Source organism: Actinomycetospora atypica (genome assembly GCF_042653685.1).
Taxonomy (GTDB): domain Bacteria; phylum Actinomycetota; class Actinomycetes; order Mycobacteriales; family Pseudonocardiaceae; genus Actinomycetospora; species Actinomycetospora atypica.
In genome coordinates, this window is the sequence record NZ_JBHSIV010000013.1 from 67,136 (window position 1) to 91,858 (window position 24,723).

General features: G+C 73.9%; 23 protein-coding genes. 12 read left to right on the top strand and 11 right to left on the bottom strand.

Annotated elements, in window-relative coordinates:
• Positions 1-55: 55 nt before the first annotated feature.
• The 3 genes from ACFPBZ_RS14325 to ACFPBZ_RS14335 form a co-directional block, all read right to left on the bottom strand.
• Positions 56-604, bottom strand: a complete 549-nt coding sequence (locus tag ACFPBZ_RS14325) for a DUF6434 domain-containing protein (protein WP_378036743.1) — start codon at positions 602-604, stop codon at positions 56-58.
• 254 nt (positions 605-858) lie between these two features.
• Positions 859-1,818 carry a pyridoxal-phosphate dependent enzyme gene (locus ACFPBZ_RS14330; protein WP_378036744.1) on the bottom strand — a complete coding sequence of 320 codons (960 nt, stop codon included), beginning with the start codon at positions 1,816-1,818 and terminating at the stop codon, positions 859-861.
• A complete protein-coding gene (locus ACFPBZ_RS14335; protein WP_378036745.1) occupies positions 1,767-2,618 on the bottom strand; it encodes an SDR family NAD(P)-dependent oxidoreductase in 852 nt (283 codons plus the stop codon). The genes ACFPBZ_RS14330 and ACFPBZ_RS14335 overlap by 52 nt, the downstream gene beginning before the upstream one ends.
• A 107-nt stretch (positions 2,619-2,725) precedes the next feature.
• Between ACFPBZ_RS14335 and ACFPBZ_RS14340 the strand changes: the two genes are divergently transcribed.
• Positions 2,726-3,286: a CGNR zinc finger domain-containing protein gene (locus tag ACFPBZ_RS14340; protein ID WP_378036746.1), complete on the top strand. Its 561-nt coding sequence runs from the start codon at positions 2,726-2,728 to the stop codon at positions 3,284-3,286.
• A gap of 13 nt (positions 3,287-3,299) precedes the next feature.
• Here the strand turns inward: ACFPBZ_RS14340 and ACFPBZ_RS14345 are convergent, their stop codons facing one another.
• Positions 3,300-3,980, bottom strand: coding sequence for a GntR family transcriptional regulator (locus ACFPBZ_RS14345; RefSeq protein WP_378036747.1), 681 nt, complete (start codon positions 3,978-3,980; stop codon positions 3,300-3,302).
• Between the two features lie 95 nt (positions 3,981-4,075).
• Here ACFPBZ_RS14345 and ACFPBZ_RS14350 point away from each other — a divergent pair, with 95 nt between their 5' ends.
• A complete protein-coding gene (locus ACFPBZ_RS14350; RefSeq protein WP_378036748.1) occupies positions 4,076-4,606 on the top strand; it encodes a YbhB/YbcL family Raf kinase inhibitor-like protein in 531 nt (176 codons plus the stop codon).
• An 84-nt stretch (positions 4,607-4,690) separates the two neighbouring features.
• Here ACFPBZ_RS14350 and ACFPBZ_RS14355 read toward each other — a convergent pair whose 3' ends face one another.
• Genes ACFPBZ_RS14355 through ACFPBZ_RS14365 form a run of 3 tightly spaced genes read right to left on the bottom strand, consistent with a single transcriptional unit; the run spans position 4,691 to position 7,567 of the window.
• Positions 4,691-5,596, bottom strand: a complete 906-nt coding sequence (locus ACFPBZ_RS14355; RefSeq protein WP_378036749.1) for a hypothetical protein — start codon at positions 5,594-5,596, stop codon at positions 4,691-4,693.
• Complete coding sequence (locus tag ACFPBZ_RS14360; protein WP_378036750.1) at positions 5,589-6,086, bottom strand: SCO family protein; 498 nt, start codon at positions 6,084-6,086, stop codon at positions 5,589-5,591. The genes ACFPBZ_RS14355 and ACFPBZ_RS14360 overlap by 8 nt, the downstream gene beginning before the upstream one ends.
• Positions 6,083-7,567: a linalool dehydratase/isomerase domain-containing protein gene (locus ACFPBZ_RS14365; protein WP_378036751.1), complete on the bottom strand. Its 1,485-nt coding sequence runs from the start codon at positions 7,565-7,567 to the stop codon at positions 6,083-6,085. Before ACFPBZ_RS14365 ends, ACFPBZ_RS14360 begins: the two co-directional genes overlap by 4 nt.
• A 106-nt stretch (positions 7,568-7,673) precedes the next feature.
• On the opposite strand from ACFPBZ_RS14365, the gene ACFPBZ_RS14370 reads away from it, so the two are divergent.
• From ACFPBZ_RS14370 to ACFPBZ_RS14380, 3 genes are read left to right on the top strand one after another with little or no spacing between them, the layout of a single operon-like run.
• On the top strand, positions 7,674-9,188 hold the full coding sequence (locus ACFPBZ_RS14370; protein WP_378036752.1) for a class I adenylate-forming enzyme family protein: 1,515 nt from the start codon (positions 7,674-7,676) through the stop codon (positions 9,186-9,188).
• A 31-nt stretch (positions 9,189-9,219) separates the two neighbouring features.
• A complete protein-coding gene (locus ACFPBZ_RS14375) occupies positions 9,220-10,314 on the top strand; it encodes a sensor histidine kinase (RefSeq protein ID WP_378036753.1) in 1,095 nt (364 codons plus the stop codon).
• A complete protein-coding gene (locus tag ACFPBZ_RS14380) occupies positions 10,305-10,910 on the top strand; it encodes a response regulator transcription factor (protein ID WP_378036754.1) in 606 nt (201 codons plus the stop codon). The genes ACFPBZ_RS14375 and ACFPBZ_RS14380 overlap by 10 nt, the downstream gene beginning before the upstream one ends.
• Here the strand turns inward: ACFPBZ_RS14380 and ACFPBZ_RS14385 are convergent.
• Positions 10,907-11,896: a substrate-binding domain-containing protein gene (locus ACFPBZ_RS14385; protein WP_378036755.1), complete on the bottom strand. Its 990-nt coding sequence runs from the start codon at positions 11,894-11,896 to the stop codon at positions 10,907-10,909. The genes ACFPBZ_RS14380 and ACFPBZ_RS14385 overlap by 4 nt on opposite strands.
• Positions 11,897-11,970: 74 nt before the next feature.
• Here ACFPBZ_RS14385 and ACFPBZ_RS14390 point away from each other — a divergent pair, with 74 nt between their 5' ends.
• Positions 11,971-12,591 carry a TetR/AcrR family transcriptional regulator gene (locus ACFPBZ_RS14390; RefSeq protein ID WP_378036756.1) on the top strand — a complete coding sequence of 207 codons (621 nt, stop codon included), beginning with the start codon at positions 11,971-11,973 and terminating at the stop codon, positions 12,589-12,591.
• 23 nt (positions 12,592-12,614) lie between these two features.
• Positions 12,615-13,610, top strand: coding sequence for an adenosine deaminase (locus ACFPBZ_RS14395; protein WP_378036757.1), 996 nt, complete (start codon positions 12,615-12,617; stop codon positions 13,608-13,610).
• Here ACFPBZ_RS14395 and ACFPBZ_RS14400 read toward each other — a convergent pair.
• From ACFPBZ_RS14400 to ACFPBZ_RS14410, 3 genes are all read right to left on the bottom strand, one after another.
• Complete coding sequence (locus ACFPBZ_RS14400) at positions 13,601-14,533, bottom strand: hypothetical protein (RefSeq protein ID WP_378036758.1); 933 nt, start codon at positions 14,531-14,533, stop codon at positions 13,601-13,603. The genes ACFPBZ_RS14395 and ACFPBZ_RS14400 overlap by 10 nt on opposite strands.
• A gap of 78 nt (positions 14,534-14,611) precedes the next feature.
• The gene (locus ACFPBZ_RS14405; RefSeq protein WP_378036759.1) at positions 14,612-19,396 is read right to left on the bottom strand and encodes an Lhr family helicase; all 4,785 of its coding nucleotides are present in this window, start codon (positions 19,394-19,396) and stop codon (positions 14,612-14,614) included.
• Positions 19,397-19,438: 42 nt separating this feature from the next.
• Positions 19,439-19,573: a hypothetical protein gene (locus ACFPBZ_RS14410; protein WP_378036760.1), complete on the bottom strand. Its 135-nt coding sequence runs from the start codon at positions 19,571-19,573 to the stop codon at positions 19,439-19,441.
• A gap of 114 nt (positions 19,574-19,687) precedes the next feature.
• Between ACFPBZ_RS14410 and ACFPBZ_RS14415 the strand changes: the two genes are divergently transcribed.
• The 5 genes from ACFPBZ_RS14415 to ACFPBZ_RS14435 all read left to right on the top strand — a co-directional run bounded on the left by ACFPBZ_RS14415 (position 19,688) and on the right by ACFPBZ_RS14435 (position 24,719).
• Positions 19,688-19,882 (top strand): DUF3046 domain-containing protein, encoded by a 195-nt coding sequence (locus ACFPBZ_RS14415; RefSeq protein WP_378036761.1) that lies wholly within the window; start codon positions 19,688-19,690, stop codon positions 19,880-19,882.
• Between the two features lie 185 nt (positions 19,883-20,067).
• Positions 20,068-21,108, top strand: a complete 1,041-nt coding sequence (recA, locus tag ACFPBZ_RS14420) for a recombinase RecA (RefSeq protein WP_378036762.1) — start codon at positions 20,068-20,070, stop codon at positions 21,106-21,108.
• Positions 21,108-21,713 carry a regulatory protein RecX gene (locus ACFPBZ_RS14425; protein WP_378036763.1) on the top strand — a complete coding sequence of 202 codons (606 nt, stop codon included), beginning with the start codon at positions 21,108-21,110 and terminating at the stop codon, positions 21,711-21,713. The genes recA and ACFPBZ_RS14425 overlap by 1 nt, the downstream gene beginning before the upstream one ends.
• Positions 21,714-21,930: 217 nt before the next feature.
• Positions 21,931-22,782, top strand: a complete 852-nt coding sequence (locus ACFPBZ_RS14430) for a hypothetical protein (protein WP_378036764.1) — start codon at positions 21,931-21,933, stop codon at positions 22,780-22,782.
• Complete coding sequence (locus tag ACFPBZ_RS14435; protein ID WP_378036765.1) at positions 22,782-24,719, top strand: fumarate reductase/succinate dehydrogenase flavoprotein subunit; 1,938 nt, start codon at positions 22,782-22,784, stop codon at positions 24,717-24,719. Before ACFPBZ_RS14430 ends, ACFPBZ_RS14435 begins: the two co-directional genes overlap by 1 nt.
• Positions 24,720-24,723: the final 4 nt, after the last annotated feature.

Consider the following 24,723-nt stretch of genomic DNA (forward strand, 5'->3'; position numbering starts at 1 on the left):
TCCCGTCGGGCCGGCGGCCACGGTCACCGCGGACGCGTGCGACCGGGACGGGCGGTCACGGTCGCCGGTCCCGCGGCAGCGCCCGGTGGGCGCGCCACGCGGCCAGCGCCTCGGCGCGCGGCTCGCCGGGGTGGCGGGCGCGCCGCTCGCGCAGGAACCGGTTGAGCTCGAACTGGGCCCCGATCTCGGCGGGTGGGGCGTCGCGGGTGGCGTGCCAGTGGGCGACGAGGTCGGCCAGCGTCCGGCCGGCCCCGTCGGCGACGAACCCGCGTACGTGGGCGTCGAAGGTGAAGCCCGGGCCGATCTCGGCCCGCAGGAACGCCCGGAGCACCTCGCTGCAGCGCTGTCCCGGCGGGATCACGGTGTCGAGGTCGAGCGGCGGGGCGAGCTGGCGACCCGCCGTCCTCGGGGGGCGCGGGGTCGGTGGGGCCGGGATGCCGTCGAGGGCGGCGACGAGACGCTCGGTCAGCACGAGCTTGCCGCCCCGGGCCGGGACACCGAGCCGGCGGGCCAGGGCGGTGAGCTCGGCCAGGGTCCAGTACCAGCGCCGCAGCTCGGCACCGGAGAGGTCGGGCGTGAGCTCCGGGCGCGTCGGGTCGGGCACGGGCCGGACGCTAGCGCCGCCCACCGACACCCTGGAGCGCGCGGTCAGGCCGTGGCCCACCCCCGACGTCGTCGCTAGGTCGGCTCGGGGCCCGAGTGGTGCATCGTCGGTATGCACCACTCGCCCCTCCCGCCGACCCAGCGAGGTCAGGGGTTCAGGGCCAGGAAGCCCCGGGCATCGTCCGGGAACGACGTGCAGGCAGGCGACGGCGAGCGGGCGACGGCCCGATCGAGCTCGAGCAGGAGGGGCTGTCCTTACACGCCGTCGGGGAACTCAGCGTGCCCGAAGAGCCCGGGCAGGCCCCCGGTGTGTAGGAGCACCACCGGCCCGGGAGCGAGCCCGCTCGTCGCGGCGGCGGCGCGCAGGCCGGCCATCGCGCGGCCGGTGTAGGTCGGGTCGAGCACGAGGCCCTCGGTGCGGGCCGCCAGCTCCAGGGCGTCGCGGGTCTCCGGAGTCAGGTGCCGGTAGCCGTCGCCGATCCGCGCGTCGTCGATCCGTAGCCCCTCGGGGGAGGAGCCCATATCGGTGACGAAGCCGGCGACCGTGGCGTGGGCGTCGGGCACCGCCCCGGTCGCCACGCCCAGGACGCGGTGGGTGCCGAGCGCCGTGACGAGCCCGGCCATCGTGCCGCCGGAGCCGACCGCGACCACGACGGTCCCGACGTCGGGGAGCTGCCCGAGCAGCTCGAGGCCGGCGTCCCGGTAGGCCACGGCACTGCGCGCGTCGGTGCCGCCGAACGGGATGAGGTACGCGTCCCGCGCGCGGGCCTCCTGCGCGGCGACGTCCGCGGCGTCACGGTCGCCGGAGAAGACGATCTCGGCGTCGAACAGCCGGTCGAGCAGGAGGTTGCCCTCCAGTCGGTCCGGCGCCTCGCCCTCGAGCACCAGGACGCTCCGCAGCCCGCACCGGGCCGCGGCCGCGGCGGTGAGCCGGGCGTGGTTGCTCTGCGGCGCGCCGGTGGTGACGACGGTGTCCGCGCCGACGGCGATCGCCCCTGCCATCGTGATCTCGAGTTTGCGGACCTTGTTGCCTCCGCCGCCGAGGCCGATGAGGTCGTCGCGCTTGATCCACAGCCGCCCTGCGTCGAGTCCGATCGCCTCGGCGAGGCGCGGTGCCGGCTCGACGGGGGTGGGCCGCGTGAACAGGCTGAGCGGCGGGCTCATCAGGCCGCGGAGGTCGGGACGGCGTCGACGGCCGCGCTGGTGGCCGACCACGCGTCCATCTCGGCCAGCCGCGACTGCAGCGTGGTGCGGATCTGCTCGGCGGCGTAGCTGCCCGTGGCCAGGCGCAGCGGCGGCCGGTCGGCGTCGACGGCGGCGAACACGGCCTCGACGACCCGGCGGGGTTCGCTGAACGCCGAGGGAGGCAGGGCTCCGATCTCCTCCTGCACCACCCGGACCGTCCCGTCGTAGTCCGCGATCGTGCCGGCGAGGTCCAGGTTCGACAGGAACGCCGTCGCGGTGGGGCCGGGCTCCAGGGCGGTGACGCGGATGCCGAGCGGGGCGAGCTCCCCGACGAGGGCATCGGTGAGGCCCTCGACCGCGTACTTGCTGGCCGCGAGCAGGCCGACCCCCGGGTGGGCGGTCTGGCCGTAGTACGACGACCCCTGCACGACGTGGCCGCTGCCCTGCGAGCGCAGCTGGGGCAGGACGGCGCGCAGCACGTTGAGGACGCCGAAGACGTTGGTGTCGAAGAGGGCCCGGGCCTGTTCGTCGGTGGCCTCCTCGACCGCGCCGAACAGCCCGTAGCCGGCGTTGTTGGCCACGACGTCGATGCGCCCGAACGTCTGCACGGTGCGGGCGACCGCGGCGGTGACCTCCTCGGCGTGCCCGACGTCGGTCGGGAGGGTCAGCAGTCGCGCGCCGTGGGCCTGGCGGAGGGGCTCGAGCGCTTCGACGTGCCGGGCGAGGGCCGCGACGCGCTCGCCGCGCCCCAGGACGGCCTCGACGAGTTCGCGGCCGATGCCGGAGGTGGCGCCGGTGATGATCCAGGTGCGGGGTTCGGTGTTCGTCATGGTGAGGACCGTAATCACTTCACTCCTAACGCCGCAACTCTCTCGAGCAGTGTTGTCGGCCTCCGTCGGGACGACGGATCTCACGGCGGCGGCGGTACTCTCGACTCGTGGAACCGCCCTCGGGGTCCCCGGACCTCGTCCTGGCCTTCGCCAACACCCACGCCGACGGCGGCGGGCGGCCCGAGCGGTTCGCCGACGTGGACGGCCTGCGCGCGTGGTTGCGCGAGAACGGCCTCGACGAGGCCGCCGACGACGCGTCGCCCGCGGACGTGGACGGGGTGCGGCACCTGCGGGACGCGGTGGTGACGGTGCTGCTCGGCCACTCCCACGACCCGGCGACCGACGACGCCACGGTGGCCGCGGCCGAGGACGACGTCCGGCGTGTGGCCGCCCGCCACCCGCTCGTGACCTCGGTCGACCGCGACGGTGCCCGCCTCGCTCCCGCGCAGCCCGGGCTCCCGGGAGCTCTGGGGCTGGTGCTCGCGGCCATGACCGAGCTCGCGCTCACCGGGTCGTGGTCGCGGGTGAAGGCCTGCCGCAACCCGCCGTGCCACTTCGCGTTCCTCGACCGCAGCCGCAACACCTCCGGCGCCTACTGCAGCACCGCGTGCAGCTCGCAGGTGGCGATGCGGGCCTACCGCCGCCGCAAGGCCGGATCGCACGACTGAGCCGCGCCGGACGTCACCCGTCCGGTCCGGTGTCGAGCACCATCGTCGCGGTCATGCCGATCAGCCGACGCAGGACGGCGTCGGCACGCCCGGCGTCGCGGGCCAGGACCGCGTCGAGGAGGTCCCGGTGGTCGTCGTGCGCGGCCAGGTCGTCCCCGGGCTCGCCGGGTCCTGGCGGGGGACGGCTCCACCGGCGGTACAGCTCGGCCTCGTCGCGCAGGGAGGCCGCCAGGTCGCGGAGCCGCGGGTTGGGGCAGCCGGCCAGCAGCGTCGTGTGGAAGTCGGCGTGCGCGACGGACCAGTCCTCCGAGGGATGCTCGGGGTCGCCCATCGGGGTGCGTTCGAAGGTGTGATGGGCCGCGAGCACCTGTCCCTGCCAGGTGAGATCCCCCTGCTCGACGGCCCGACGCAGGGCGAGCGACTCGATCTCGGCCCGGGTGTCGGTGAGGTCGGCCAGTCCACGGGAGGTCACCTCGGTGACCCGGAAGCCGTGGTGGGCCTCGGAGCTCACGAGGTTCCTGGCGGTCAGCCGGAGCAGGGCCTCGCGCACCGCGCCGGTGCTCACGCCGTACCGCTCGCTGAGCTCGGGGAACTTGAGCCGCTGACCCGGCCGGAGCTCGCCGCCCAGGATGTCGGCCCGGATGCGGTCGTGCACCGTCTCGCTGCGGGTCTGCTGACCGGCTCCTCGCGCCATGGCAGCGAGCCTACAACAATCAACAGGTTGTCGTGCTTTTAAAACCGTGCTTCGCTGTTGACACCCGGGACCGCCCCGGAAGAGAGGAGTCCTCGATGTCCAGCCCCTACGACGCGCTGCCCGCCGTCGAGCAGTTCACCCTCACGAGCGCCGACATCAGCGACGGGGCGCCGTTGGCTCCGGGCCAGTACGCCGCGATGAGCGGACTCGCGGGGGCCGCGGACCGGTCGCCGCAGCTGTCGTGGGAGGGCTTCCCCCTCGCGACCCGCAGCTTCGTCGTGACGATGTACGACGCGGACGCCCCGACCCCCTCCGGTCTCTGGCACTGGGCGGTGGCCGACGTCCCCGTCGGGACGACGTCGCTGCCCGCCGGCGTGTCCGACGAGGCCGGGTTGCCCGACGGCGCCTTCCACGTCGCGAACGACCTCCGGACCACCGGCTACGTCGGTGCCGCCCCGCCGCCCGGGACGGGCAAGCACCGCTACTTCGTCGCCGTCCACGCCCTCGACGTCCCGTCGGTCACGACCCTCGGCGTCACCGCGGAGTCCACCCCCGCGCTGCTCAGCTTCGCGGTGCTCGGCCACACCCTCGCCCGGGCCGTCCTCGTGCCGTGGGCCGGGGAGTGACTCCCGCGACCTGCAGTGCGTTAGTGCCCAAGCCAGTTCGGGCATCACACGGTCGGTGACCTGCACGCCGTGTCGCGGGAGCCGTCAGGCCGGCGACGTCCCGACCGCGCCCGACCTCCCGGGCCGGGTCAGAGTCGGTCGACGTGCCGGTTCGTGCCCGGCACCGTCGGGACGAACGGCCCGGCGAACTCCAGGTGCCCGAGGCCCGTGGCGTCGATCGCGGCCCCGTGGTCGCCGAAGCGCTCCGCGTAGCCGTCCTGCGGGTCGTCCTCGACGAACCAGAGGAGCGTCACCCGCCGGTCCGCCGCGTCCCCGTACGCGCTCGGCACCCGCGACGTCCTCGCGGCGACCGAGGCGGGCAGGTCGGCGTCGAGGGAGACCAGGCATATCGCCGCCCGCCGTCGCGATCCGGTCGGGGACGAACCGGTGCACCAGCTCCTCCACCAGCGCCTCGCGGCTCTGCCCGGGCAGGGTCTGCAGGATCTGCACGACGACGCCCGCGAAGGGGTGGTCGAGCGCATGGATGTCCAGCGGGCCGGGATCGTCGGGGTCGGCGTAGACGGCGCCGACGTAGGGCTGGAGCCGGCTGAACACGTGCCGCCGCGGGATGGTGTCGACGTACATCCGGCCCTCGCCCGCGAGCCGGGCGATCGTCTCGCCGAGCACCCCCGCGGAGTCCTCCACCTGCCCCCGCAGGAAGAAGTTGAGGTGCAGGAAGCGGCCGGCGTGCGGCGGGTCGACGAGGGAGCCGTCGGGCACCGTCCGCAGGGCCTGGTGCTCCACCGGACACAGCCAGCGCCGGCCCGCGAAGATGCCGGGGAGGTTCATCCCGCCCGCGTAGAAGTGGTCGTCGCCGTACCACTGGTTGAAGGCCGCCTCGTGGCCGTGCTCGGGTTCCATGAGGCTGACCCAGACCGATCCGATGTGGACCTGCTGGGCGAGCCGCCGGCCTCGGGGGGCCGGGGGGACGTCGATCATGCCGTCAGGCACGGAGCTCCTCGGTGAGGTCGGCGGTGATCGTCGGGGCCTCGACGGTGTCGGGCCAGTACCGGGCCAGCTGCCCGGCGGGGTCGACGAGGTAGGTGATGGCGGTGTGCGGGACCGCGTAGCCGTCGGGGTCGGCGGGGTCGGGCCGGCGGCGGGCGAACACGCGGAAGGCCCGCTTGGCCGCCTCGACCTGCTCGGGGGTCCCTGTGAGGCCGGTGAACCGCGGGTAGGAGGCGGCGAGGAACGTCCGCATCACCTCGGGGGTGTCGCGCTCGGGGTCGACGCTGACGTACAGCGGCCGGACCCGGGCGGCGACGGCGTCGTCGAGCCCGTCGAGGGCCGCGGTCAACTTCGTGAGGGCCCGCGGGCAGACGACGCGGCACGACGTGAAGCCGAACTGCACCAGCAGCCAGTCCCCGGGCCACGCCCCGGCGTCGACGGGCGTGCCGTGGTGGTCGACGAGGTCGAACGCGACGTCGGTGGGCGCGCTCACCGGACGAGCTCGAGGTCGTGCGCGGGGCCGGGCGCCACCTCGAGGCGCAGGCCGCCCTCGGCCGGCGTGACCTCGACCTCGCGGCCGTCCACCCGCACCCGGGCATCGTCGGGAACCCGTCCGATCACCACCGAGCCGTCCTCGCCGTCGGAGTCACCGGCCCCGCGGCGGCGCAGCCGCGCGTGCAGGACCCCGTCGAGGACCTCGGCCCGGCTGACCTCCACGTCGCGCCCCACCTCGACGAGCGCCGGCTCGGTGAAGTGCTCGGGACCCCAGGGGTGCTGGTAGAGCTCGTGCAGGCCGTCGGGGACGTCGAGCCGGGCGTAGCCGAGCAGGACGTTGCCGGTCATCGGCTCGATCTCGGTGCGGTTCCCGTCGGCGTCGGTCTTGGCGTCGTTCCGCGGGTAGTAGAGCCCGCCGTCGGCCCAGGTGGGGCCCATGAAGCGGTCGGCGTGGGCGAGGATGCCGTCCAGAGTGGCGCGGTCGCCCATCTCGGCAGCCCAGGCCGCGACCCAGCCCAGGTCGCAGGTGTCGTTGACGACGGTGTGGCCCATGACGTTCATGGCCGGGGTCGAGCGCACCGAGATCGTGCCGTCGGGGCCCGGGACGAGGAAGTCGGCGACCTGGCGCGGGTAGTTCTCGTGGACGAACTCGCGGTTCCAGGTGTTCATCAGCGCGCCGCACCAGGCGTCGACCCACGGGGCCTGCAGGGCGTTCGGCGCGACGACCTTCGAGTCCTCGAGGATCATCTGGTTGTAGTGCCCGGCGTCGTCGAGCCGGCCGAAGTCGGCCCACGCGCGCTGGTAGCCGGCGACGACCTCGTCGGCGCGGTCGCCGCCGGTGATCGCGTCGTGGAGCCGGAACCCGAGGATCGCGGGCTGGTTGCAGATCTGGAACACGCAGTTGGGCTCGCAGGCGATCCCGAGGTAGCCGTTCTCGACCATCTGCCAGTAGAGGTGCTCGTTGAGCGACTCGCGGTCGTAGGCGAACCGCTTCTCCTCCCCGCCCCAGAAGAACGACCAGTGGGCGAAGGTCAGCGACCCCGGCTGGGCGTAGCGGTCGTCGGCGAAGAGGTGGTCGTGCAGCAGCGAGCACGACTGCACGTACGCGGAGTACATGATGTTGTCGCGCACCACCGGGTCCCACTCCTCGTGGTAGCCCTCCGAGAGGTGCATGTTCGCGACCATCCCGCCGCGGGAGACGTCGCGCCAGTAGAGCCAGACGTCCGGCATCAGCAGCTTCTCGATGAGGCGCTGGATGGTCGGCCGGAACAGGCCGGGTGCCGCGGGGAGCCGGTGGCGGTGGGTCAGCGCGAGCCCGTAGACCATGTAGGCGAGCTGGAAGCGGTAGCTCCCGAAGTCGTCCTCGCCGGCGCCCTTGCCCTGCATCTGCGACCAGTCGTGGGGCAGCCGGCGGGACAGGTTGTCCCAGTGGCGCAGGTGACCGAGCTGGGCCTCGTCCAGGACCGACGGCGTCGTCATGCGTCTCGACGCTAGTCAGCTCCGTGCTCCCCACCACACCCGTTCGGGTGTGCCATCGCGGGCGCCGGCGCGGTGTGCTGGCCGCCACGACGACGTGGAGGTGCTGGTGGACGGTCCCGGAGACATCCTGCGGGCGGTGGGGGCCCGCTTCGGGACCAAGCCCGCGCTGGTCACGGCCGCACGGACGCTGAGCTTCGCCGAGCTCGACGACCTGAGCGACCGGGTCGCCGCGGGTCTCGTCGCGCGCGGGGTGCGGGCCGGGCAGGTGGTGTCGCTCTACGCGCAGAACCGCTGGGAGTGGGTGGTCACCTACCACGGGGCGCTGAAGGCGGGCGCCGTGGTGAACCCGGTGAACGTCATGCTTACCGCCGAGGAGCTCGCGTTCGTGCTGCGCGACTGCGGGTCGGCGGCGGTGTTCACCAGCGCCGAGCAGGCCGGCACGGTCCTCGAGCTCACCCGCGACCTCCCCGACCTCCACACCGTGGTGGCCTTCGGGACGACGGAGGGCGCGCTGGCCTTCGACGAGCTCCTCGCGAGCGAGGCCCCGGTGCCGGAGGTGACCACCGACCCCGACTCCGCCTGCACCATCGGCTACACCTCGGGCACCACGGGCCACCCCAAGGGCGCGGTGCAGAGCCACCGCGCGGTCCTGCTCAACTGCGCTCTCACCGCGACGATGCACGGCCGCCGGGACGACGACGTCGTCGTGACGGCCCTGCCCGCCCCGCACGTCTACGGCAACGTCGTCATCAACGGGACCCTCATGGTCGGCGGCACCGTCGTCCTCATGGAGCGGTTCGCCCCGGGCGAGGCGCTGCGCCTGATCGCCGAGCACCGCGCGACGCTGTTCGAGGGCGTGCCCGCCATGTACGCGATGCTGCTGGCCGACCCCGCGCTCGCCGGCACCGACCTGTCGTCGCTGACCCGCTGCACCGTCGGCGGCCAGACGATCCCGCTCTCGACGATCCAGCGCTGGCAGGACCGCTCGGGGGCGCCGCTGATCGAGCTCTGGGGGATGACCGAGGTGGCCGGGCTCGGCACCACCCACGCCCTGCACGCCCCGCCGGTCCCCGGGTCGATCGGCGTGGCGCTGCCCGGGATCGAGTTGCGCATCGCAGACCTCGAGGACGTCTCGCGGGACGCGCCCGTCGGGGAGCCCGGCGAGCTCATGGTCCGCGGGCCGATCGTCATGACCGGCTACTTCAACAACCCGCAGGCGACCGCCGAGACCATCGAGCCGGACGGCTGGCTGCACACCGGCGACGTGGCGACGAGGGACGCGACCGGCCACGTGTTCGTCGTCGACCGCCGCAAGGACATGATCATCACCGGGGGCTACAACGTCTACCCGGCCGAGGTCGAGCGGGTGCTCGCCGCGCACCCCAAGGTCGCGATGGTGGCCGCGGGCCCGGTTCCCGACGACGTCCGGGGCGAGCTGGCGTGCGCCTACGTGGTGCCCGCCGCCGGCACGGAGCCCACCGAGGAGGAGCTGATCGCCTACGCGGGCGAGCACCTGGCGGCCTACAAGCGGCCCCGGCTGGTCCGCTTCGTCGAGACCCTCCCGGCCACCTCCACCGGGAAGATCATGCGCCGCGAGCTGATCAAGCAGTTCACGCCGTGACACCGGGGGACCGGCGGCGTTGAATCGGCCCATGGACCCAGCGGCGGGCGCGGCCCGGGAGCACGCCGGCATCGTCGGGCTGCTCGACCGGCGGGCCGCGGTCCGCGCCGCCCTCGAGCTCCTGCGGACCGAGGGCGACGTCGTCTGGGTCGCGGAGCCGGTCGAGGGCGACTCGCCGGACCTCACGCTGGCCCAGATCGCCGGCGACCGGACCGGGCAGCTGCGCGGGCTGACCGTCTCCCACGGCCTCGGGCTCACCGGGAAGGTCGCCGGCACGGGGACGCCGTCCTGGGTCGACGACTACCTCTCCTCGGCCGAGATCACCCACACCTTCGACCGCGTGATCGACCTCGAGGGCGTGCAGCGCCTCCTGGCGGTCCCGATGGGCCGGCTCGGGGTGCTCGCCGTCGGGGCGCGCACCACCGGGACGTTCGGGGGCCGCGCCGTCGCCCGGGCCGAGGCCGTCGCCGACGAGGTCGCGCTCGCCGTGGCGGTGGCCGAGCGGGCCCGGCTGGCCCGGGAGGTCGCGGTGCACGAGGAGCGGAGCCGCATCGCCGCCGACCTGCACGACAGCGTCGGGGCACTGCTCTTCGCCATCGGCTCGGGCATGGCCGGGCTGAGCGACGCGCTCGGCGCCGACCCCGAGCTCGCCGCCCGGCTGGCCCGCCTGCAGGACCAGGCCGGCGAGGCGTCGGTGGCGCTGCGGGACTCGCTGCGCACGCTGCGCTCCTCGCCCGCGGTGCTGGCGCTCTCGGTCGCCCTGCGCGCCGACTGCGCCGCGTTCCGCGACCGCACCGGGACCGCGGCCGAGCTGGTGGTGCTCGACGACCCGCCCGCCCTGGCGCCCTCGCGGACCGAGGCGGTCGTCGCCGGGGTGCGCGAGGCCCTGCTGAACGTGGAGAAGCACGCGGGGGCCTCGGCCGTCGTCGTGAGCGTCGCGGCCTCCGTGACCGGCGGGCTCGTCGTGGCCGTCACCGACGACGGCGTCGGGCTCACGGCCGACACGCCGCGCGGGATCGGGCTCACGACGACCGCGGACGCCGCGGGGCGCCTCGGCGGCACCCTGCGCGTCGTGTCCGATCCCTCCGGCGGCACCACCTGGCGGCTCGAGCTCCCGTGCCCGTGACGCCGACGGTGCGGGTGCTCGTGGTCGACGACCACCCCGTCGTCCGCGACGGCGTCGTCAACCAGCTCGGCCGCCACAGCGACATCGTGGTCGTCGGGCACGCCGCGGACGCCGCGGGCGCGGTCACGGCGTGCGGGCGCGAGCACCCCGACGTCGTCCTGCTCGACCTGCGCCTGCCCGACTCCCTGGCCGCCGACGCCATCCCGCGCATCCGCGCCGTGTCGCCGGCGAGCCGCGTCCTGCTCTTCACCGCGTTCCCCGAGCACTCCGCGGTGGGGCCGTCCCTCGCCGCCGGCGCCGCGGGGCTCCTGGTCAAGGACGCCTCCGGGGCGGCGCTGGGCGACGCGATCCGCGAGGTCGCGCGCACCGGGCACTACCGCGGCACCGAGGCCGGGGCGCGGGCCGCGCCGGTCACCCCGCGCGAGTACGACGTGCTCCGCCTCGTCGCCACCGGCCACACCAACACCGAGATCGGGGAGACGCTCGCGCTCTCGCCGAACACGGTGAAGACCTACCTGCACAACGTCATGCACAAGCTCGACGCGCGGAACCGCGCCCAGGTGATCACGAACGCCCGGGCACACGGCCTGCTCTAGGTCTCGAGCAGCTCCGCGGCGAAGACCTCCTCGACGGTGCGGCGGCGCGGCGAGAGTCCCTGCTCGTGCTGGTAGCGCAGGAACGCCTCGATCGCGGTGCGGTTGGCGTCGATGCCGTAGGGCCACCAGTCCTCGCCCATCAGCGCGAGGTCCTCCTCGGCCAGCGCGCTCGCCCACGGCAGCATCGTCTGCACCTGGTAGAGCCGTCGCCCCATCCCGAGGTAGTGGTCGCGGGCGACGTCCTTCGCGTCGAGGAAGCCCTGGTAGGCGGCCCGGGCGAGATCGGGGTGGGCCTCGAGGGCGTCGCGGCGCACGACGACCGCGTGCATCATCGGGAAGATTCCGGTGCGGCGGAACCAGTCGCGCTCGACGGGCACGTAGTCGGGGAACAGGCGCCGGACCCGGGGGGAGCCCTCCTGCACGCACCGCGGGACGTTGGCGGAGAAGAGGGCGTCGATCTCCCCGCGCTCGAGGAGGTCGGACAGGGCCCGGTCGGGCTCGTCGGCGATCTCGACGCCCTCGGGGCGGACCTGGGGGACGAAGTCGAACGGGGCCATGGGGGAGTCGAGCCCGCCGATGACCCACCGGCAGGCCTCGGGCCGGAACCCGTACTCGTCGCCCAGGACGCCCTTGGCCCACACCCCGGAGTCCTGCGAGTACATGCCGAACTCGCCGATCGTCCGGCCGTGGAGGTCGGTGGGGGTCTCGATGCCGCTGTCGACGTTCACGTAGACGCAGGAGTGCCGGAAGACCCGGTTGGGGAAGGCCGGCAGTGCCACGAACCGCGGGTCCCGGTCGAGGTCGCGCAGGTAGAAGCCGAGACCGAGCTCGGCCACGTCGAACTCCCCGTCGCGCATCATCCGCGCGAAGATCTCCGGCACGACGACGCCGGTGCGCATCTCGACGTCGTGGCCGGCGATCGACGCCCGGCCGTCGAACAGGGCGGCCGTCGTGTCGTAGCGCATGCAGCCGACCATCAGGGACATGGTTCCACCTCGTGATGTTGGACTCGACTACAGAAATATAGCTCGCTCCATCGTCGCCCGCTAGGCTCGCGGCCGTGACCGACGACGGGGGGCTGCGCGCTCGCAAGAAGGAGCAGACGCGCCGGCTGATCGCCGACACCGCGGCGCGGCTGTTCGGCGAGCACGGGTACGACCAGGTGACGGTCGTCGACGTCGCGCGCGCCGCCGAGGTCGCGACGCAGACGGTCTACAACTACTTCCCCACCAAGCAGGACCTCGTCCTCGACCGCGACGACGAGGTCCGGGAGCGCCTCGTCGCGCTGGTCCGGGACCGTCCGGCCGGGACCAGCCCGGCCGCCGCGCTGCGGGACGCGGCCCTGGCCGAGGTCGAGCTGACCCGCACCCGGACGACGGCCGAGGCCCACGGCGACCTCTCGGCGCTCTGCGCCACGAGCGCGACGGTCCGGCGGCTGGCCCTCGAATCCCGGGACCGGCAGGCCGACGCGCTCGCCGCGGCCCTCGTCGGGACGGATCCCGGGCTCGGCCCGCTGACCGCGAAGGCCCACGCCGCCGCCCTCGTCGCGATCTTCCAGGCCGTGGTCGACGAGGTCGGGCGCCGCGCCCTCGCCGATGCGACCCCGGACGCGATCGCCGACGACCTCGTCCCCGCGGTCGGGGCCGCGATCGACGACCTGGACCGTCGCTGGCACGCGTGAGCCCATGGACGAGGATCGGCCCCATGACCCAGGCCTTCGACACCCCACCGGCCGTCGAGCTGCACTGCCACGTCGAGGGCACCCTCGAGCCCGAGCTGATCCTGGAGCTGGCCGAGCGCAACCGGGTGTCGCTGCCCTACGCCGACCTCGACGACCTGCGGGCCCGCTACGCCTTCACCGACCTGCAGCACTTCCTCGACCTCTACTACGCGAACATGGCCGTGCTGCGGACCGCCGAGGACTTCGCCGCGATGACGACGGCCTACCTGCGCCGCGCCGCCGCCGGCGGGCTGCGCCACGTCGAGCTGTTCGTCGACCCCCAGGCCCACCTCGTGCGCGGCGTCCCGCTCGAGGCGGTGCTGGAGGGGGTGGGCGGCGCGCTCGCCGCGGCCCCGGACGGCATCACGAGCGGGCTGATCCCGAACTTCCTGCGCGACCGGCCCGTCGACGAGGCCTCCGAGGTACTCGACGCCCTGCTGGCCTCGGGCGCCGACCTGCTCGGGATCGGGCTCGACTCCGCAGAGGTCGGCCACCCGCCGGGCGACTTCGCCGACGTGTACGCCCGGGCCCGGGCCGCGGGGCTGCGCCTCGTCGCGCACGCGGGGGAGGAGGGCCCCGCCTCCTACGTCACCGACGCGCTCGACGTGCTCGGCGTGGAGCGGGTCGACCACGGCATCCGCTGCCTCGACGACCACGCCCTCGTCCGGCGCCTCGTCGACGAGGCCGTGCCGCTGACGGTCTGCCCGCTCTCCAACGTCCGGCTGCGCACCGTCGACACCCTCGCCGACCACCCGCTGCCGGGGATGCTCGACGCCGGGCTCGCCGTGAGCGTCCACTCCGACGACCCGGCCTACTTCGGCGGCTACGTCGACGACAACCACCGCGCGGTCCGCGAGGCGCTCGGGCTCGACCACGCGCAGGTGCGCCGGCTGGCCGACAACGCCGTCGACGCCGCGTTCGTCGACGACCGCCGCCGCGCGGAGCTGCGGGCGGAGGTGGCCGCCTGGGCTCAGCCCTGAGCGTGCGCCCAGATGAGGAAGGCCGCGGCGTCGTCGAGGTCGATGAAACCGGCACCGAGGGCGTCGACCAGCAGGTCGTTCGACCCGACGGCCACCCGACCGACGGTGTTCCGCGTCCGGTCGGGCGCCGGGATCTCGACCTGCAGCAGGGAGCGGGCGAGGTCGCGCTTGCCCTCGCCGCCCGGGCCGCTGTCGACGCTCAGGATCGGGAGGAAGCGCTCGGGGCGCGCCACCGCGAGCACGTGGGTGAGCACCGGCTCCTTCACCCCGCCCATCGCGTAGGGCGAGCGCCCCTCGGCGAGGGCGGTGAACCTGTCCTCGAGGGACGGGTCGTCGGGGCTCTGCTCGTCGTCGCCGCTCTCGCCGCGCAGCAGATACTCGATCGCGTTGCGGAAGCGCTCCGAGGCGTCGCGGTCGCCGAGCTTGCGCCACTCGCGGGAGAAGGACGAGGTGTTGCCCGAGAGCGCGAGGACGTCGGAGGTGACGAAGTCCTTGAGCACCCCGGGCTCGGCGTGGGGGAGGCCCTGGGCGCTGAACATGAGCTCGTAGAGCCGCCGGAAGTCCGCGGCGTAGGAGTCGTGGCGCGGCCGGTTGCGAGGCCAGGCCGCCTTCAACGCGGCGAGCCGCTGCAGGGAGTCGCCGGGCACGTCGTCGAGGGTCGGGAAGCGCACGGCGACCCGCGGCTCCGGGGCCGCCGACGTCGTGGTGCTCCGGCTCGCGGTCGCCCGGCTCGTGGGGGCCCGGGTCCGCGTTCCCGACGAGGCCTTCACCGGCTTGGGGACCACGGCGCGCGGGGACAATGGCTTCGACCCGAGCATCCAGTGGTGGCCGCACGAGGTGCAGCGCATCTCGTTGCGCCCGTCGTCGGCCATCCCGACGTACTCGGCGGCCGCCTCCTCGCAGCTGGGACACGCCAGTGCCATCGATCTCCCATCCTCGGGCGGGCTCGCCGGGTCCCATTCTGCCCGGCGGCCGCCCGCCCCGCGGAGCCGGTGCACCCCCTACGCCCGGATGCGCAGTCCCTTCGGGCTGTTGCGGAACCCGGCCTCGGACAGCGCCTCGGCCAGCACCCCGTCGAGCGCGCCCGACCCGTCGGTCCGCTCCACCGACAGCCCGCCCAGCGAGCCGTCGCGCACCGCGGCGCTCAGGGCGTTGGCCGCCGTGGTCAGGAGCTCGAGGTCGTCGGTGAAGGACAGCAGCGACTTCCCGCCGCGCTCCACGTAGATCGTCGGCTCGCCGTCGGTCAGCACGACGAGCGCGCCGGCCTTCCGACCGGGACGGTGGTTCGTCCCGCCGTCCTGCGAGGCCCGCGTCGGCGGCCACTCGAGGGCGGCGCCCCACGGCTGCGCGGGGTCGGTGGCCGCGAGGACGAGGGAGCCCTGCCCCTTCGCGGACCCGTCGTCGTCGCGGGACGTGGCCCGGAGCCGGTCGATCGCGCCCGGGACCGCGAACTGCGCCGCCCCGAGCCCCTCCACCACGTAGCCCCGCCGGCAGCGTCCCGACTCCTCCATCGCCCGCAGCACCGGGTAGATCCCCGAGAACCCGCCGGTGACCCGCTCGGTGTCGAGCGCGCCGCGGGTGAGCACGCCGTGGCGCTCGAGGAAGGACTCGGTGCGCGCCTGCGCCCGCCGGGTCACCTCGGGCTCGCGGTCGGGCACCCGGGACCACCGGCCCGCTGCCGTGGGCGGTCCGGTGCGCGAGGGCATCTGCGGGCGGCCCACCCGGGCGTAGCGCCCCCGGGACGGGGCCCGCTTGCGCTGGTGGGCGGCCTTCGACCGGCCGCCGTTCCCGGCGACGAGGGCCCGGACCGGGGCGAGCGTGTCGTTCGTGGCGTACCCGGCCCACACGAGGTCCCACAGCGCTTCGACGGTGGTCGGGTCGTCGGGGATCTTCTCCTCGGCGTCGCGCAGGATCGTCCCGGCGCGGTCGGCGAGCGTGCGGAAGAACAGCGCGCCGCCGCCGTCGAGCGCGTCGAGCAGCGCCCGGTGCAGCGGCGTCGAGACCAGCGACTCCTCGGGGTCGGGGAGCATCAGGTCGGCGACGTCGGTGGGGGCGACCGCGAGCCAGCCGTCGCCGCCCGACAGCGTCCCGCACCCGGTCCAGGTCACCTCGCCCGCGCTGGTCAGCTCGTCGAGCAGCGCCGTGGTGTAGCCGGGCAGCCGGGTCGGCAGGACCAGGGACTCCCAGGCGCTCGCGGGGATCGGAGCGCCCGCGAGCTGCTCGATGACGTTGAGGACGTCGTCGGGCCCCGGCGCGCGGCGCCGCCGCCCGCCGATCCCGTGCCACGACGGCAGGAACCGGCCCAGCGCCGCGGGCTCGACGGGCTCGACCTCGGCGCGCAGCCGCGCCAGCGACCCCCGCCGGATGCGCCGCAGCACCTCGGCGTCGCAGAAGTCGATGCCGCCGTCACCGGACCCGGTCTCCCCGGGCACCGGCGGGGCGTCGGTGGGCCGCAGCTCACCGCGCACGAGGCGCCCGGCCGCCGCCATCCGCTCGAGCACGTGGGCCACGACCGCCGGCCCCAGCGCGAAGCGCCGGGCGGCGGCCGCCGCCGGGAACGGGCCGCGGGTGCGGGCGTAGCGGGCGAGCAGGTCGCCCAGCGGGTCGGCGACCGGCTCGGTGAACGCCTCGGGCACGCCCACCGGCAGGCCCGCCCCGAGGGCGTCGCGCAGCCGGCCCGCGTCCTCGATGGCCACCCACCGGGTCTCCCCGGCGATCTTCACCCGCAGCGCGCGGCGCGAGGACTCCAGCTCGACGAGCCACTCCTCCTGCACGCCGCGCGCCGCGGCCTCGGCAGTGGTGAGGTCGCCGACGAAGCGCAGCAGGTCGGCCGTCTGCTCCATCGAGCGGACGTGACGCTCGGGGTCGGTGCGCTGCAGCCCCGCCTCGAGCTCGGCGAGCACCTCGACGTCGAGCAGCTCCCGGATGGCCTCCGACCCGAGCAGCTCGGCGAGCAGCGTCGAGTCGAGCGAGAGCGCCGCCGCCCTGCGCTCGGCCAGCGGGGCGTCCAGCTCGTAGAGGAACATCCCGACGTAGCCGAACATCAGTGTGCGCGCGAACGGCGACGCGGTCGGGGTGGCGACGTCGACCACCTGCACGGTCCGCGACCGCACGTCGCGCATCAGCTCGACGAGCCCCGGCACGTCGTAGACGTCCTGCAGGCACTCCCGGTAGGTCTCGAGCACCACCGGGAACTGCTCGTACTTCGCCGCGACCGACAGCAGCTGCGCCGCCTTCTGGCGCTGCTGCCACAGGGGCGTGCGCCGGGTGGGGTCGCGCCGGGGGAGCAGCAGCGAGCGTGCCGCGCACTCGCGGAAGCGGGCCGCGAACATGGCCGACCCGCTCACCTCGGCGACGACCAGCTGGTCGACCTCGTCGGGGTCGAGCAGGATGTCCTCCGCACCGGGCAGGATCTCCTCGCCGGCCTCGTCGAGGGTGTCGGGCAGCCGCAGCACGATCCCGTCGTCGGCCGAGGCCGCGGACACCTCGAGGCCGCGCTGCTCGCGGAACCGCGCCGCGATCGCGAGCGCCCACGGCGCGTTGACCTGCGCCCCGAAGGGCGAGTGCACGACGATCCGCCAGTCGCCCAGCTCGTCGCGGAAGCGCTCGACGACGATCGTGCGGTCGCTCGGGACGTGCCGCGTCGCCTCCCGCTGCTCGCCGAGGTAGCCGACCAGGTTGTCGACCGCCCAGGCGTCGAGCCCGGCGGCCGCGGCGCGCTCCCGCGCCACGGCGTCGTCGGCCCCCGCGATCTCGCGGACGAACGCCCCGAGCGCGCGCCCCAGCTCGAGCGGCCGGCCCGGGGCGTCGCCCTTCCAGAACGGCATCCGCGCGGGAACGCCCGGCGCGGGCTCGGCGATCACGCGGTCGCGGGTGATGTCGACGACCCGCCAGCTCGTGGAGCCCAGCAGGAACGTGTCGCCCGCCCGGGACTCGTAGACCATCTCCTCGTCGAGCTCGCCGACCCGCGACCCGCCGGTGCCGTTCTCCCCGGACCCGGGCGTCACCACGGTGTAGAGCCCGCGGTCGGGGATCGTGCCCCCGGAGGTCACCGCGAGGCGCTGCGCGCCGGGCCGGCCCGCCAGCTCGTCGGTGACGCGGTCCCACGTGATGCGCGGGCGCAGCTCGCCGAAGTCCTCGCTGGGGTAGCGGCCCGCGAGCATGTCGAGCACGGAGGTCATCGCCGAGTCGGGCAGCCCGGAGAACGGGGCCGCGCGCCGGACGAGCTCGGTGAGGTCGGTGAGCGACCAGTTCTCCATCGCGGTCATCGCCACGACGTGCTGGGCCAGGACGTCGAGGGCGTTGCGCGGGTAGCGCATCGCCTCGATCCTCCCGCCAGCCATCCGCTCGGCGACCACCGCGCACGACACGAGGTCGCCCCGGTACTTGGGGAACACGACGCCCTCGGAGACCGCACCCACCTGGTGGCCCGCGCGACCCACGCGCTGCAGCCCGCTCGCCACCGACGGGGGCGCCTCGACCTGGATCACCAGGTCGACCGCGCCCATGTCGATGCCCAGCTCCAGGCTCGAGGTGGCCACGACGCAGGGCAGCTCGCCCGACTTCAGCGCCTCCTCCACGAGCGTGCGCTGCGTGCGGCTCATCGAGCCGTGGTGCGCCCGCGCGACGATCACCTCGGCCGGCTCGGCGACCCCCGACTGGCCGACCGCCTCGGCGGGGAACGGCCCGACCCGGCGCAGGACCGGGGCGAGCTCGTCCGCCTCGTCGTCGCGCGCGCGGGGCGCGTCGGGGCCCTCGTCGTCGGGGTCCTCGTCGTCGTACTCCAGCTCGACCGGCGGGCGCTCCGCCGCGGCCATGGCGGCCCGCTCGGTGGCGAGCTCGTTGATCCGCGCGGTGAGCCGCTCGGCGAGCCGGCGGGAGTTGGAGAAGACGATGGTGGAGCGGTGCGACTCGACGAGGTCGAGGATCTTCTCCTGCACGGCCGGCCAGATCGAGGCCCGCTGCGCGGCACCGGCGGCCGAGCCCTCGACCTCCTCCTCGACGCCCGGGCCCGACTGCGAGCCCCCGCTGTCGAGGGCGCTCATGTCCTCGACCGGGACGACGACGCTGACCTTGACGACCTTCGTCGACTCGGGCTGCACCACCCGCACCGAGCGCCCGCCCGCGAGGAACGTGGCGACCTCCTCGACGGGGCGCACCGTCGCCGACAGCCCGATCCGCTGGGCCGGCGCGTCGAGCAGGGCGTCGAGCCGCTCGAGGGACAGGGCGAGGTGGGCGCCGCGCTTGGAGGCGAGGACCGCGTGCACCTCGTCGACGATCACCGTGTCGACCCCGCGCAGCGACTCCCGGGCCGCGGAGGTGAGCAGCAGGAACAGCGACTCGGGCGTGGTGACCAGCACGTCGGGCGGGGTGCGGTTGAAGCTGCGCCGCTCGTCGGCCGGGGTGTCGCCGGTGCGCGAGCCGACGGTGATGTCGGGCTCGGGGAGCCCGAGCCGGTGGGTGGCCTGCCGCAGGCCGGCGAGGGGGGAGCGCAGGTTGCGCTGCACGTCGACCGTCAGCGCCTTCATCGGCGAGACGTAGAGGACCCGGCACCGCCGCAACGGCTCCTCGGGCACGGGCGAGGCGGCCAGCCGGTCGAGCGCCCAGAGGAACGCGGCCAGCGTCTTGCCCGACCCGGTGGGGGCGACGACGAGGGCGTGCTCGCCGTCGGCGACCGCGTCCCACGCCCCGGCCTGCGCGGCGGTGGGCGCCCCGAACGCGCCGCTGAACCAGTCGCGCGTGGCGGGGGAGAAGCGGTCGAGCACGCTCCCCGGATGATCGGACATGTCCCCATGGTGCCCCGGGGGTCCGACAGTCACCGTCCGGAACTACCGCCTGCGCTGGGTGAACCACCAGCGCAGCAGCACGACGAGCGCCGCGAGGAGCCCGAGCAGGGCGAGCACCTGGCCGATCCAGCCGGAGCCCGTCGGGTCGAGCGGGGCGGCGACGATCAACGCGTCCATGCCCCCGACGGTACCGGCGTGTCCGCTTCGTCCGGTTGCCCCGGCCGCCGGCCGCCGACGGGGCCGGGCCTTCCCGACGACGGCCGTGGTCGGCCCGCCGCCTACCCTGGGGTCGTGCGCCTGACCCACTTCCGGCAGCTCATGGAGGACGAGTTCGGCGCGGTGCGCGCCTCCTCGATCAGCCGCGACCACGTGTTCTCCGCGCTCGGGGGCCGGACGGTCCAGGAGGCGCTCGACGAGGGCACCGAGGCCCGCGACGTGTGGCGCGCGGTGTGCGCCGAGTTCGACGTCCCGGCCGCTCGCCGATGACCGGCGTGTCCCCCTACGGGATCGAACACCTGTTCGTCTAGTCTGACTGCCGTACGCGGTTGTCCACACCGGCACCGGACACCGCATCCGTCCACAGCCGAAGAGCCCGCCCGCACCACGTTGTCGGACCCCCGGCCTAGCGTCGCCTCCGTCAGCACACCACCCGTCCCGAGGGGGAACCCCGAATGCCTCAGGCACCGGACCGCGACAAGGCGCTGGAGCTCGCGCTCGCGCAGATCGACAAGCAGTTCGGCAAGGGCTCGGTCATGCGGCTGGGCGACGAGGGCCGCGCGCCGGTCAGCGTCATCCCCACCGGATCGATCGCCCTCGACGTGGCCCTCGGCGTGGGCGGTCTGCCCCGCGGCCGCGTCGTCGAGATCTACGGCCCGGAGTCCTCCGGGAAGACGACCCTGGCGCTGCACGCGGTCGCCAACGCCCAGAGCACGGGCGGCGTCGCGGCGTTCATCGACGCCGAGCACGCGCTCGACCCGGAGTACGCGAAGGCCCTGGGCGTCGACACCGACGCCCTGCTCGTCGCGCAGCCCGACACCGGGGAGCAGGCGCTCGAGATCCTCGACATGCTGATCCGGTCGAACGCCCTCGACATCATCGTCATCGACTCGGTGGCGGCCCTCGTGCCGCGCGCGGAGATCGAGGGCGACATGGGCGACAGCCACGTCGGCCTGCAGGCCCGCCTCATGAGCCAGGCGCTGCGCAAGATCACCGGCGCGCTGAACCACTCGGGCACCACGGCGATCTTCATCAACCAGCTGCGCGAGAAGGTCGGCGTGATGTTCGGGTCGCCGGAGACCACCACCGGTGGGCGCGCCCTGAAGTTCTACTCCTCGGTCCGCCTCGACATCCGCCGGATCGAGACGCTGAAGGACGGCACCGACGCGGTCGGCAACCGGACCCGCGTCAAGGTCGTGAAGAACAAGGTCGCGCCGCCGTTCAAGCAGGCCGAGTTCGACATGATCTACGGCGTCGGCATCTCCAAGGAGGGCTCGCTGATCGACGTGGGCGTGGAGCAGTCCTTCGTCCGCAAGTCGGGTGCCTGGTACACGTACGAGGGCGACCAGCTGGGCCAGGGCAAGGAGAACGCCCGCAAGTTCCTCCGGGAGAACCCCGACATCGCCGGGGAGATCGAGAAGCGGATCAAGGAGAAGCTCGGCATCGGTCCGAAGCTCGACGCCGACGAGACCACGCCCGCCCCGGTCGACTTCTGATGGCGGGATTCGGGCGACGTCCGAAGCGGCCGGCCCGCGAGGCTCCCGAGCACGACGGTCCCGCCGATCCGGCGGCCGACCCCGAGTCGGTCGCCCGGACGATCTGCCTGAACCTGCTCTCCGTCCGGGCCCGCACCCGCGCGGAGCTCGCCAAGGAGCTGGCGCGTCGCGACGTCGAGGACGACGTCGCGGCCACGGTGCTCGACCGGCTCGTGGAGGTCCACCTGCTCGACGACGCGGCGTTCGCCGAGCAGTGGGTCGACTCGCGGCACCGCCACCGCGGGCTGGGCCGTCGGGCCCTGTCGCAGGAGCTGCGAACCAAGGGGGTCGAGTCCGAGGTCGCGAGTGCGGCGCTCGACGAGCTCGGCGACGACGCCGAGCGGTCGAAGGCCGCCGAGCTGGTCCGCAAGCGGCTGCCCTCGCTCGACCGGGTCGAGCCCCCCGTCGCCGCCCGGCGGCTCGTCGGGATGCTGGCGCGCAAGGGCTACGGCGCCGGGCTCGCCTACGAGGTCGTGAAGACCGAGATGGCCGCTCGCGGAGCCGAGCTCGAGGACGAGGTCGACGGCCTCGAGGGCGACGACGAGGTGGCGGCCGGCCGGAGGTAGTCCCGGCGGTCAGTGCCCGACCGGTCGTGACCGGAATCACGGTCAACATCACCTGTGATCCCGACGACAACTGGGATTGAACCGTCGTAATGTGCTCCGCACCACACGGCGAGGCGCCGTGCGCAGGGCGGATCACCGGCGGTCACCACCACCATCGCCACCGGTCCGGCGACGTGTGTGCGCGCCTCGCGAGCTCCGTCGACGAGGACCGGTGCGAGTGACCACCACAGCGCACGACCCTGCAGCGAAGGACCCGGCGGCACCCTCGGCGGGGAACGCCGGGCGGGCCGACATCGGGGCGAGGACCCTCCGCCGCGACCGATGGTGGCTCCCACCACTGGTCAACGCGCTGGGCCTGATGACGTTCGTCGTCTACGCGACGATCCGGTCGTTCTGGGGCTCGGCGTACTACGTCCCCGAGTACCACTACCTCTCGCCCTTCTACTCGCCGTGCTTCTCGGCGAGCTGCGTCCCGGGGGCGAGCCACTTCGGCACGTTCCTGCCGGAGTTCCCGCCGTGGATTCCGCTGGCGGTCCTATCGCTGCCGTTCCTGCTCGGCTTCCGGCTCACCTGCTACTACTACCGGAAGTCCTACTACCGGGCGTTCTGGGCGTCGCCGCCCGCATGTGCCGTGTCCGAGCCGCACTCGAAGTACACCGGTGAGACGCGGTTCCCGCTGATCCTGCAGAACGCGCACCGCTACTTCTTCTACGTGGCGGTGCTGATCTCGGTGATCAACACCTACGACATGGTGGTCGCGTTCCAGAGCGACGCCCCCGACGGCAGCGCCCGCTTCGGGCTGGGGCTCGGCAACCTCATCCTGCTGGTCAACGTGATCGGCCTCTGGCTCTACACGGCCTCGTGCCACTCCTGCCGCCACGTCACCGGCGGCCGCCTCAAGCACTTCTCCCGCCACCCCGTGCGCTACAAGGTCTGGACGGTCGTCTCCCGGCTCAACACGCGCCACATGCTCTTCGCGTGGATCACGATCGGGACGCTGATCCTCACCGACCTCTACATCATGCTCGTCGCGAGCGGCACCATCTCCGACCTGAGGATCGTGAACTGATGGCCGAACGGGAAGGCCCCGCCGTGGACGGTCCCGCCGTCGTCCACCACACCTACGACGTCGTCGTCATCGGCGCCGGCGGCGCGGGCCTGCGGGCCGCGATCGAGGCGCGGATGCGCGGCAAGCGCGTGGCGATCCTGTCGAAGTCCCTGTTCGGCAAGGCCCACACCGTGATGGCCGAGGGCGGGATCGCCGCATCGATGGGGAACGCGAACTCCCGGGACAACTGGGAGGTCCACTACCGCGACACCATGCGCGGCGGGAAGTTCCTCAACAACTGGCGCATGGCCGAGCTGCACGCCAAGGAGGCCCCGCAGCGGGTCTGGGAGCTCGAGACCTACGGCGCGCTGTTCGACCGCACGCCCGAGGGGAAGATCAGCCAGCGCAACTTCGGCGGGCACCAGTTCCCGCGCCTGGCCCACGTCGGCGACCGCACCGGCCTCGAGCTGATCCGCACGCTGCAGCAGAAGATCGTCTCGCTGCAGCAGGAGGACCAGGCCCGCACCGGCGACCACGAGTCCGACCTCCGGGTCTTCCACGAGTTCACCGTCACCGAGCTGATCAAGGACGGCGACCGGGTCGCGGGGGCCTTCGGCTACCGGCGCCCGACCGGGGAGTACGTCTGCTTCCACGCGGCGGCGGTGGTGCTCGCGACCGGCGGGATCGGCAAGTCGTTCAAGGTCACGAGCAACTCGTGGGAGTACACCGGCGACGGCCACGCGCTGGCCCTGCGCGCCGGGGCCCGGCTGATCAACATGGAGTTCGTCCAGTTCCACCCCACGGGCATGGTCTGGCCGCCCAGCGTCAAGGGCATCCTCGTCACCGAGTCGGTCCGGGGCGACGGCGGCGTCCTGAAGAACTCCGAGGGCGAGCGGTTCATGTTCCGCTACATCCCCGACGTGTTCCGCGAGCAGTACGCGACCAACGAGGACGAGGCCGACCGCTGGTACACCGACGCCGACAACAACCGGCGTCCCCCCGAGCTGCTGCCGCGCGACGAGGTGGCCCGGGCGATCAACAACGAGGTCAAGGAGGGTCGCGGGTCGCCCGCCGGCGGGGTCTTCCTCGACATCGCCAGCCGCCGGACCACCGAGTTCATCACCAAGCGGCTGCCCTCGATGTACCACCAGTTCAAGGAGCTGGCCGACGTCGACATCACCGCCGAGCCGATGGAGGTCGGGCCCACCTGCCACTACGTGATGGGCGGGATCGAGGTCGAGCCCGACACGGCGGCCACGGCGGTGCCCGGCCTGTTCGCGGCGGGCGAGGTGGCCGGGGGCATGCACGGCTCGAACCGCCTCGGCGGCAACTCGCTGTCCGACCTCCTCGTGTTCGGCTGCCGCGCCGGCGCCGGGGCGGCCGACTACCTCGACGCGCTCTCCGGGGCACCCGCGGTCAGCGACGAGGCCGTCGACGCGGCCCTCGCGGCGGCCGAGCGGCCCTTCACCGCCATGTCCGAGCGCGGCGGCGGCGAGGAGAACGCCTACACGCTGCACCAGGAGCTGCAGCAGACGATGAACGACCTCGTCGGGATCATCCGGCGGGCCGACGAGATGGAGATGGCGCTCAAGCGGCTCGCCGAGCTGCGCGACCGCATCCCGCGCGTCGGGGTCTCCGGCGGCCGGGCCTACAACCCGGGCTGGCACCTCGCGCTCGACCTGCGCAACATGCTCATGGTCAGCGAGTGCATCGCGGTCTCCGCCCTCGAGCGGCAGGAGAGCCGGGGCGGCCACACGCGCGACGACTACCCCGCGATGGACGAGAACTGGCGGCTCGAGCTGCTGAACTGCTCGCTGGTCGACGACGAGGTGGAGCTGGGGCACCAGCCCCAGCCGGCGATGCGGGCCGACCTGTTCGATCTCTTCGAGCTCGACGAGCTGAAGAAGTACTACACCGGCGACGAGCTCGGCGGTCACCGCGCGGGCCAGGGGGCGTAGAGCG

Bases quoted from the DNA above. Each gene is read 5' to 3' on its own strand.
- ACFPBZ_RS14365 (WP_378036751.1), bottom strand. From the start codon at position 7,567: ATGACGACGCCGTCGGTCCTGGACGAGGCCCAGCTCGGTCACCTGCGC.
- ACFPBZ_RS14345 (WP_378036747.1), bottom strand. From the start codon at position 3,980: ATGGCGCGAGGAGCCGGTCAGCAGACCCGCAGCGAGACGGTGCACGAC.
- ACFPBZ_RS14335 (WP_378036745.1), bottom strand. From the start codon at position 2,618: ATGACGAACACCGAACCCCGCACCTGGATCATCACCGGCGCCACCTCC.
- ACFPBZ_RS14400 (WP_378036758.1), bottom strand. From the start codon at position 14,533: ATGGCACTGGCGTGTCCCAGCTGCGAGGAGGCGGCCGCCGAGTACGTC.
- ACFPBZ_RS14435 (WP_378036765.1), top strand. From the start codon at position 22,782: ATGGCCGAACGGGAAGGCCCCGCCGTGGACGGTCCCGCCGTCGTCCAC.
- ACFPBZ_RS14405 (WP_378036759.1), bottom strand. From the start codon at position 19,396: ATGTCCGATCATCCGGGGAGCGTGCTCGACCGCTTCTCCCCCGCCACG.
- ACFPBZ_RS14410 (WP_378036760.1), bottom strand. From the start codon at position 19,573: ATGGACGCGTTGATCGTCGCCGCCCCGCTCGACCCGACGGGCTCCGGC.
- ACFPBZ_RS14375 (WP_378036753.1), top strand. From the start codon at position 9,220: ATGGACCCAGCGGCGGGCGCGGCCCGGGAGCACGCCGGCATCGTCGGG.
- recA (WP_378036762.1), top strand. From the start codon at position 20,068: ATGCCTCAGGCACCGGACCGCGACAAGGCGCTGGAGCTCGCGCTCGCG.
- ACFPBZ_RS14350 (WP_378036748.1), top strand. From the start codon at position 4,076: ATGTCCAGCCCCTACGACGCGCTGCCCGCCGTCGAGCAGTTCACCCTC.
- ACFPBZ_RS14395 (WP_378036757.1), top strand. From the start codon at position 12,615: ATGACCCAGGCCTTCGACACCCCACCGGCCGTCGAGCTGCACTGCCAC.
- ACFPBZ_RS14385 (WP_378036755.1), bottom strand. From the start codon at position 11,896: ATGTCCCTGATGGTCGGCTGCATGCGCTACGACACGACGGCCGCCCTG.
- ACFPBZ_RS14425 (WP_378036763.1), top strand. From the start codon at position 21,108: ATGGCGGGATTCGGGCGACGTCCGAAGCGGCCGGCCCGCGAGGCTCCC.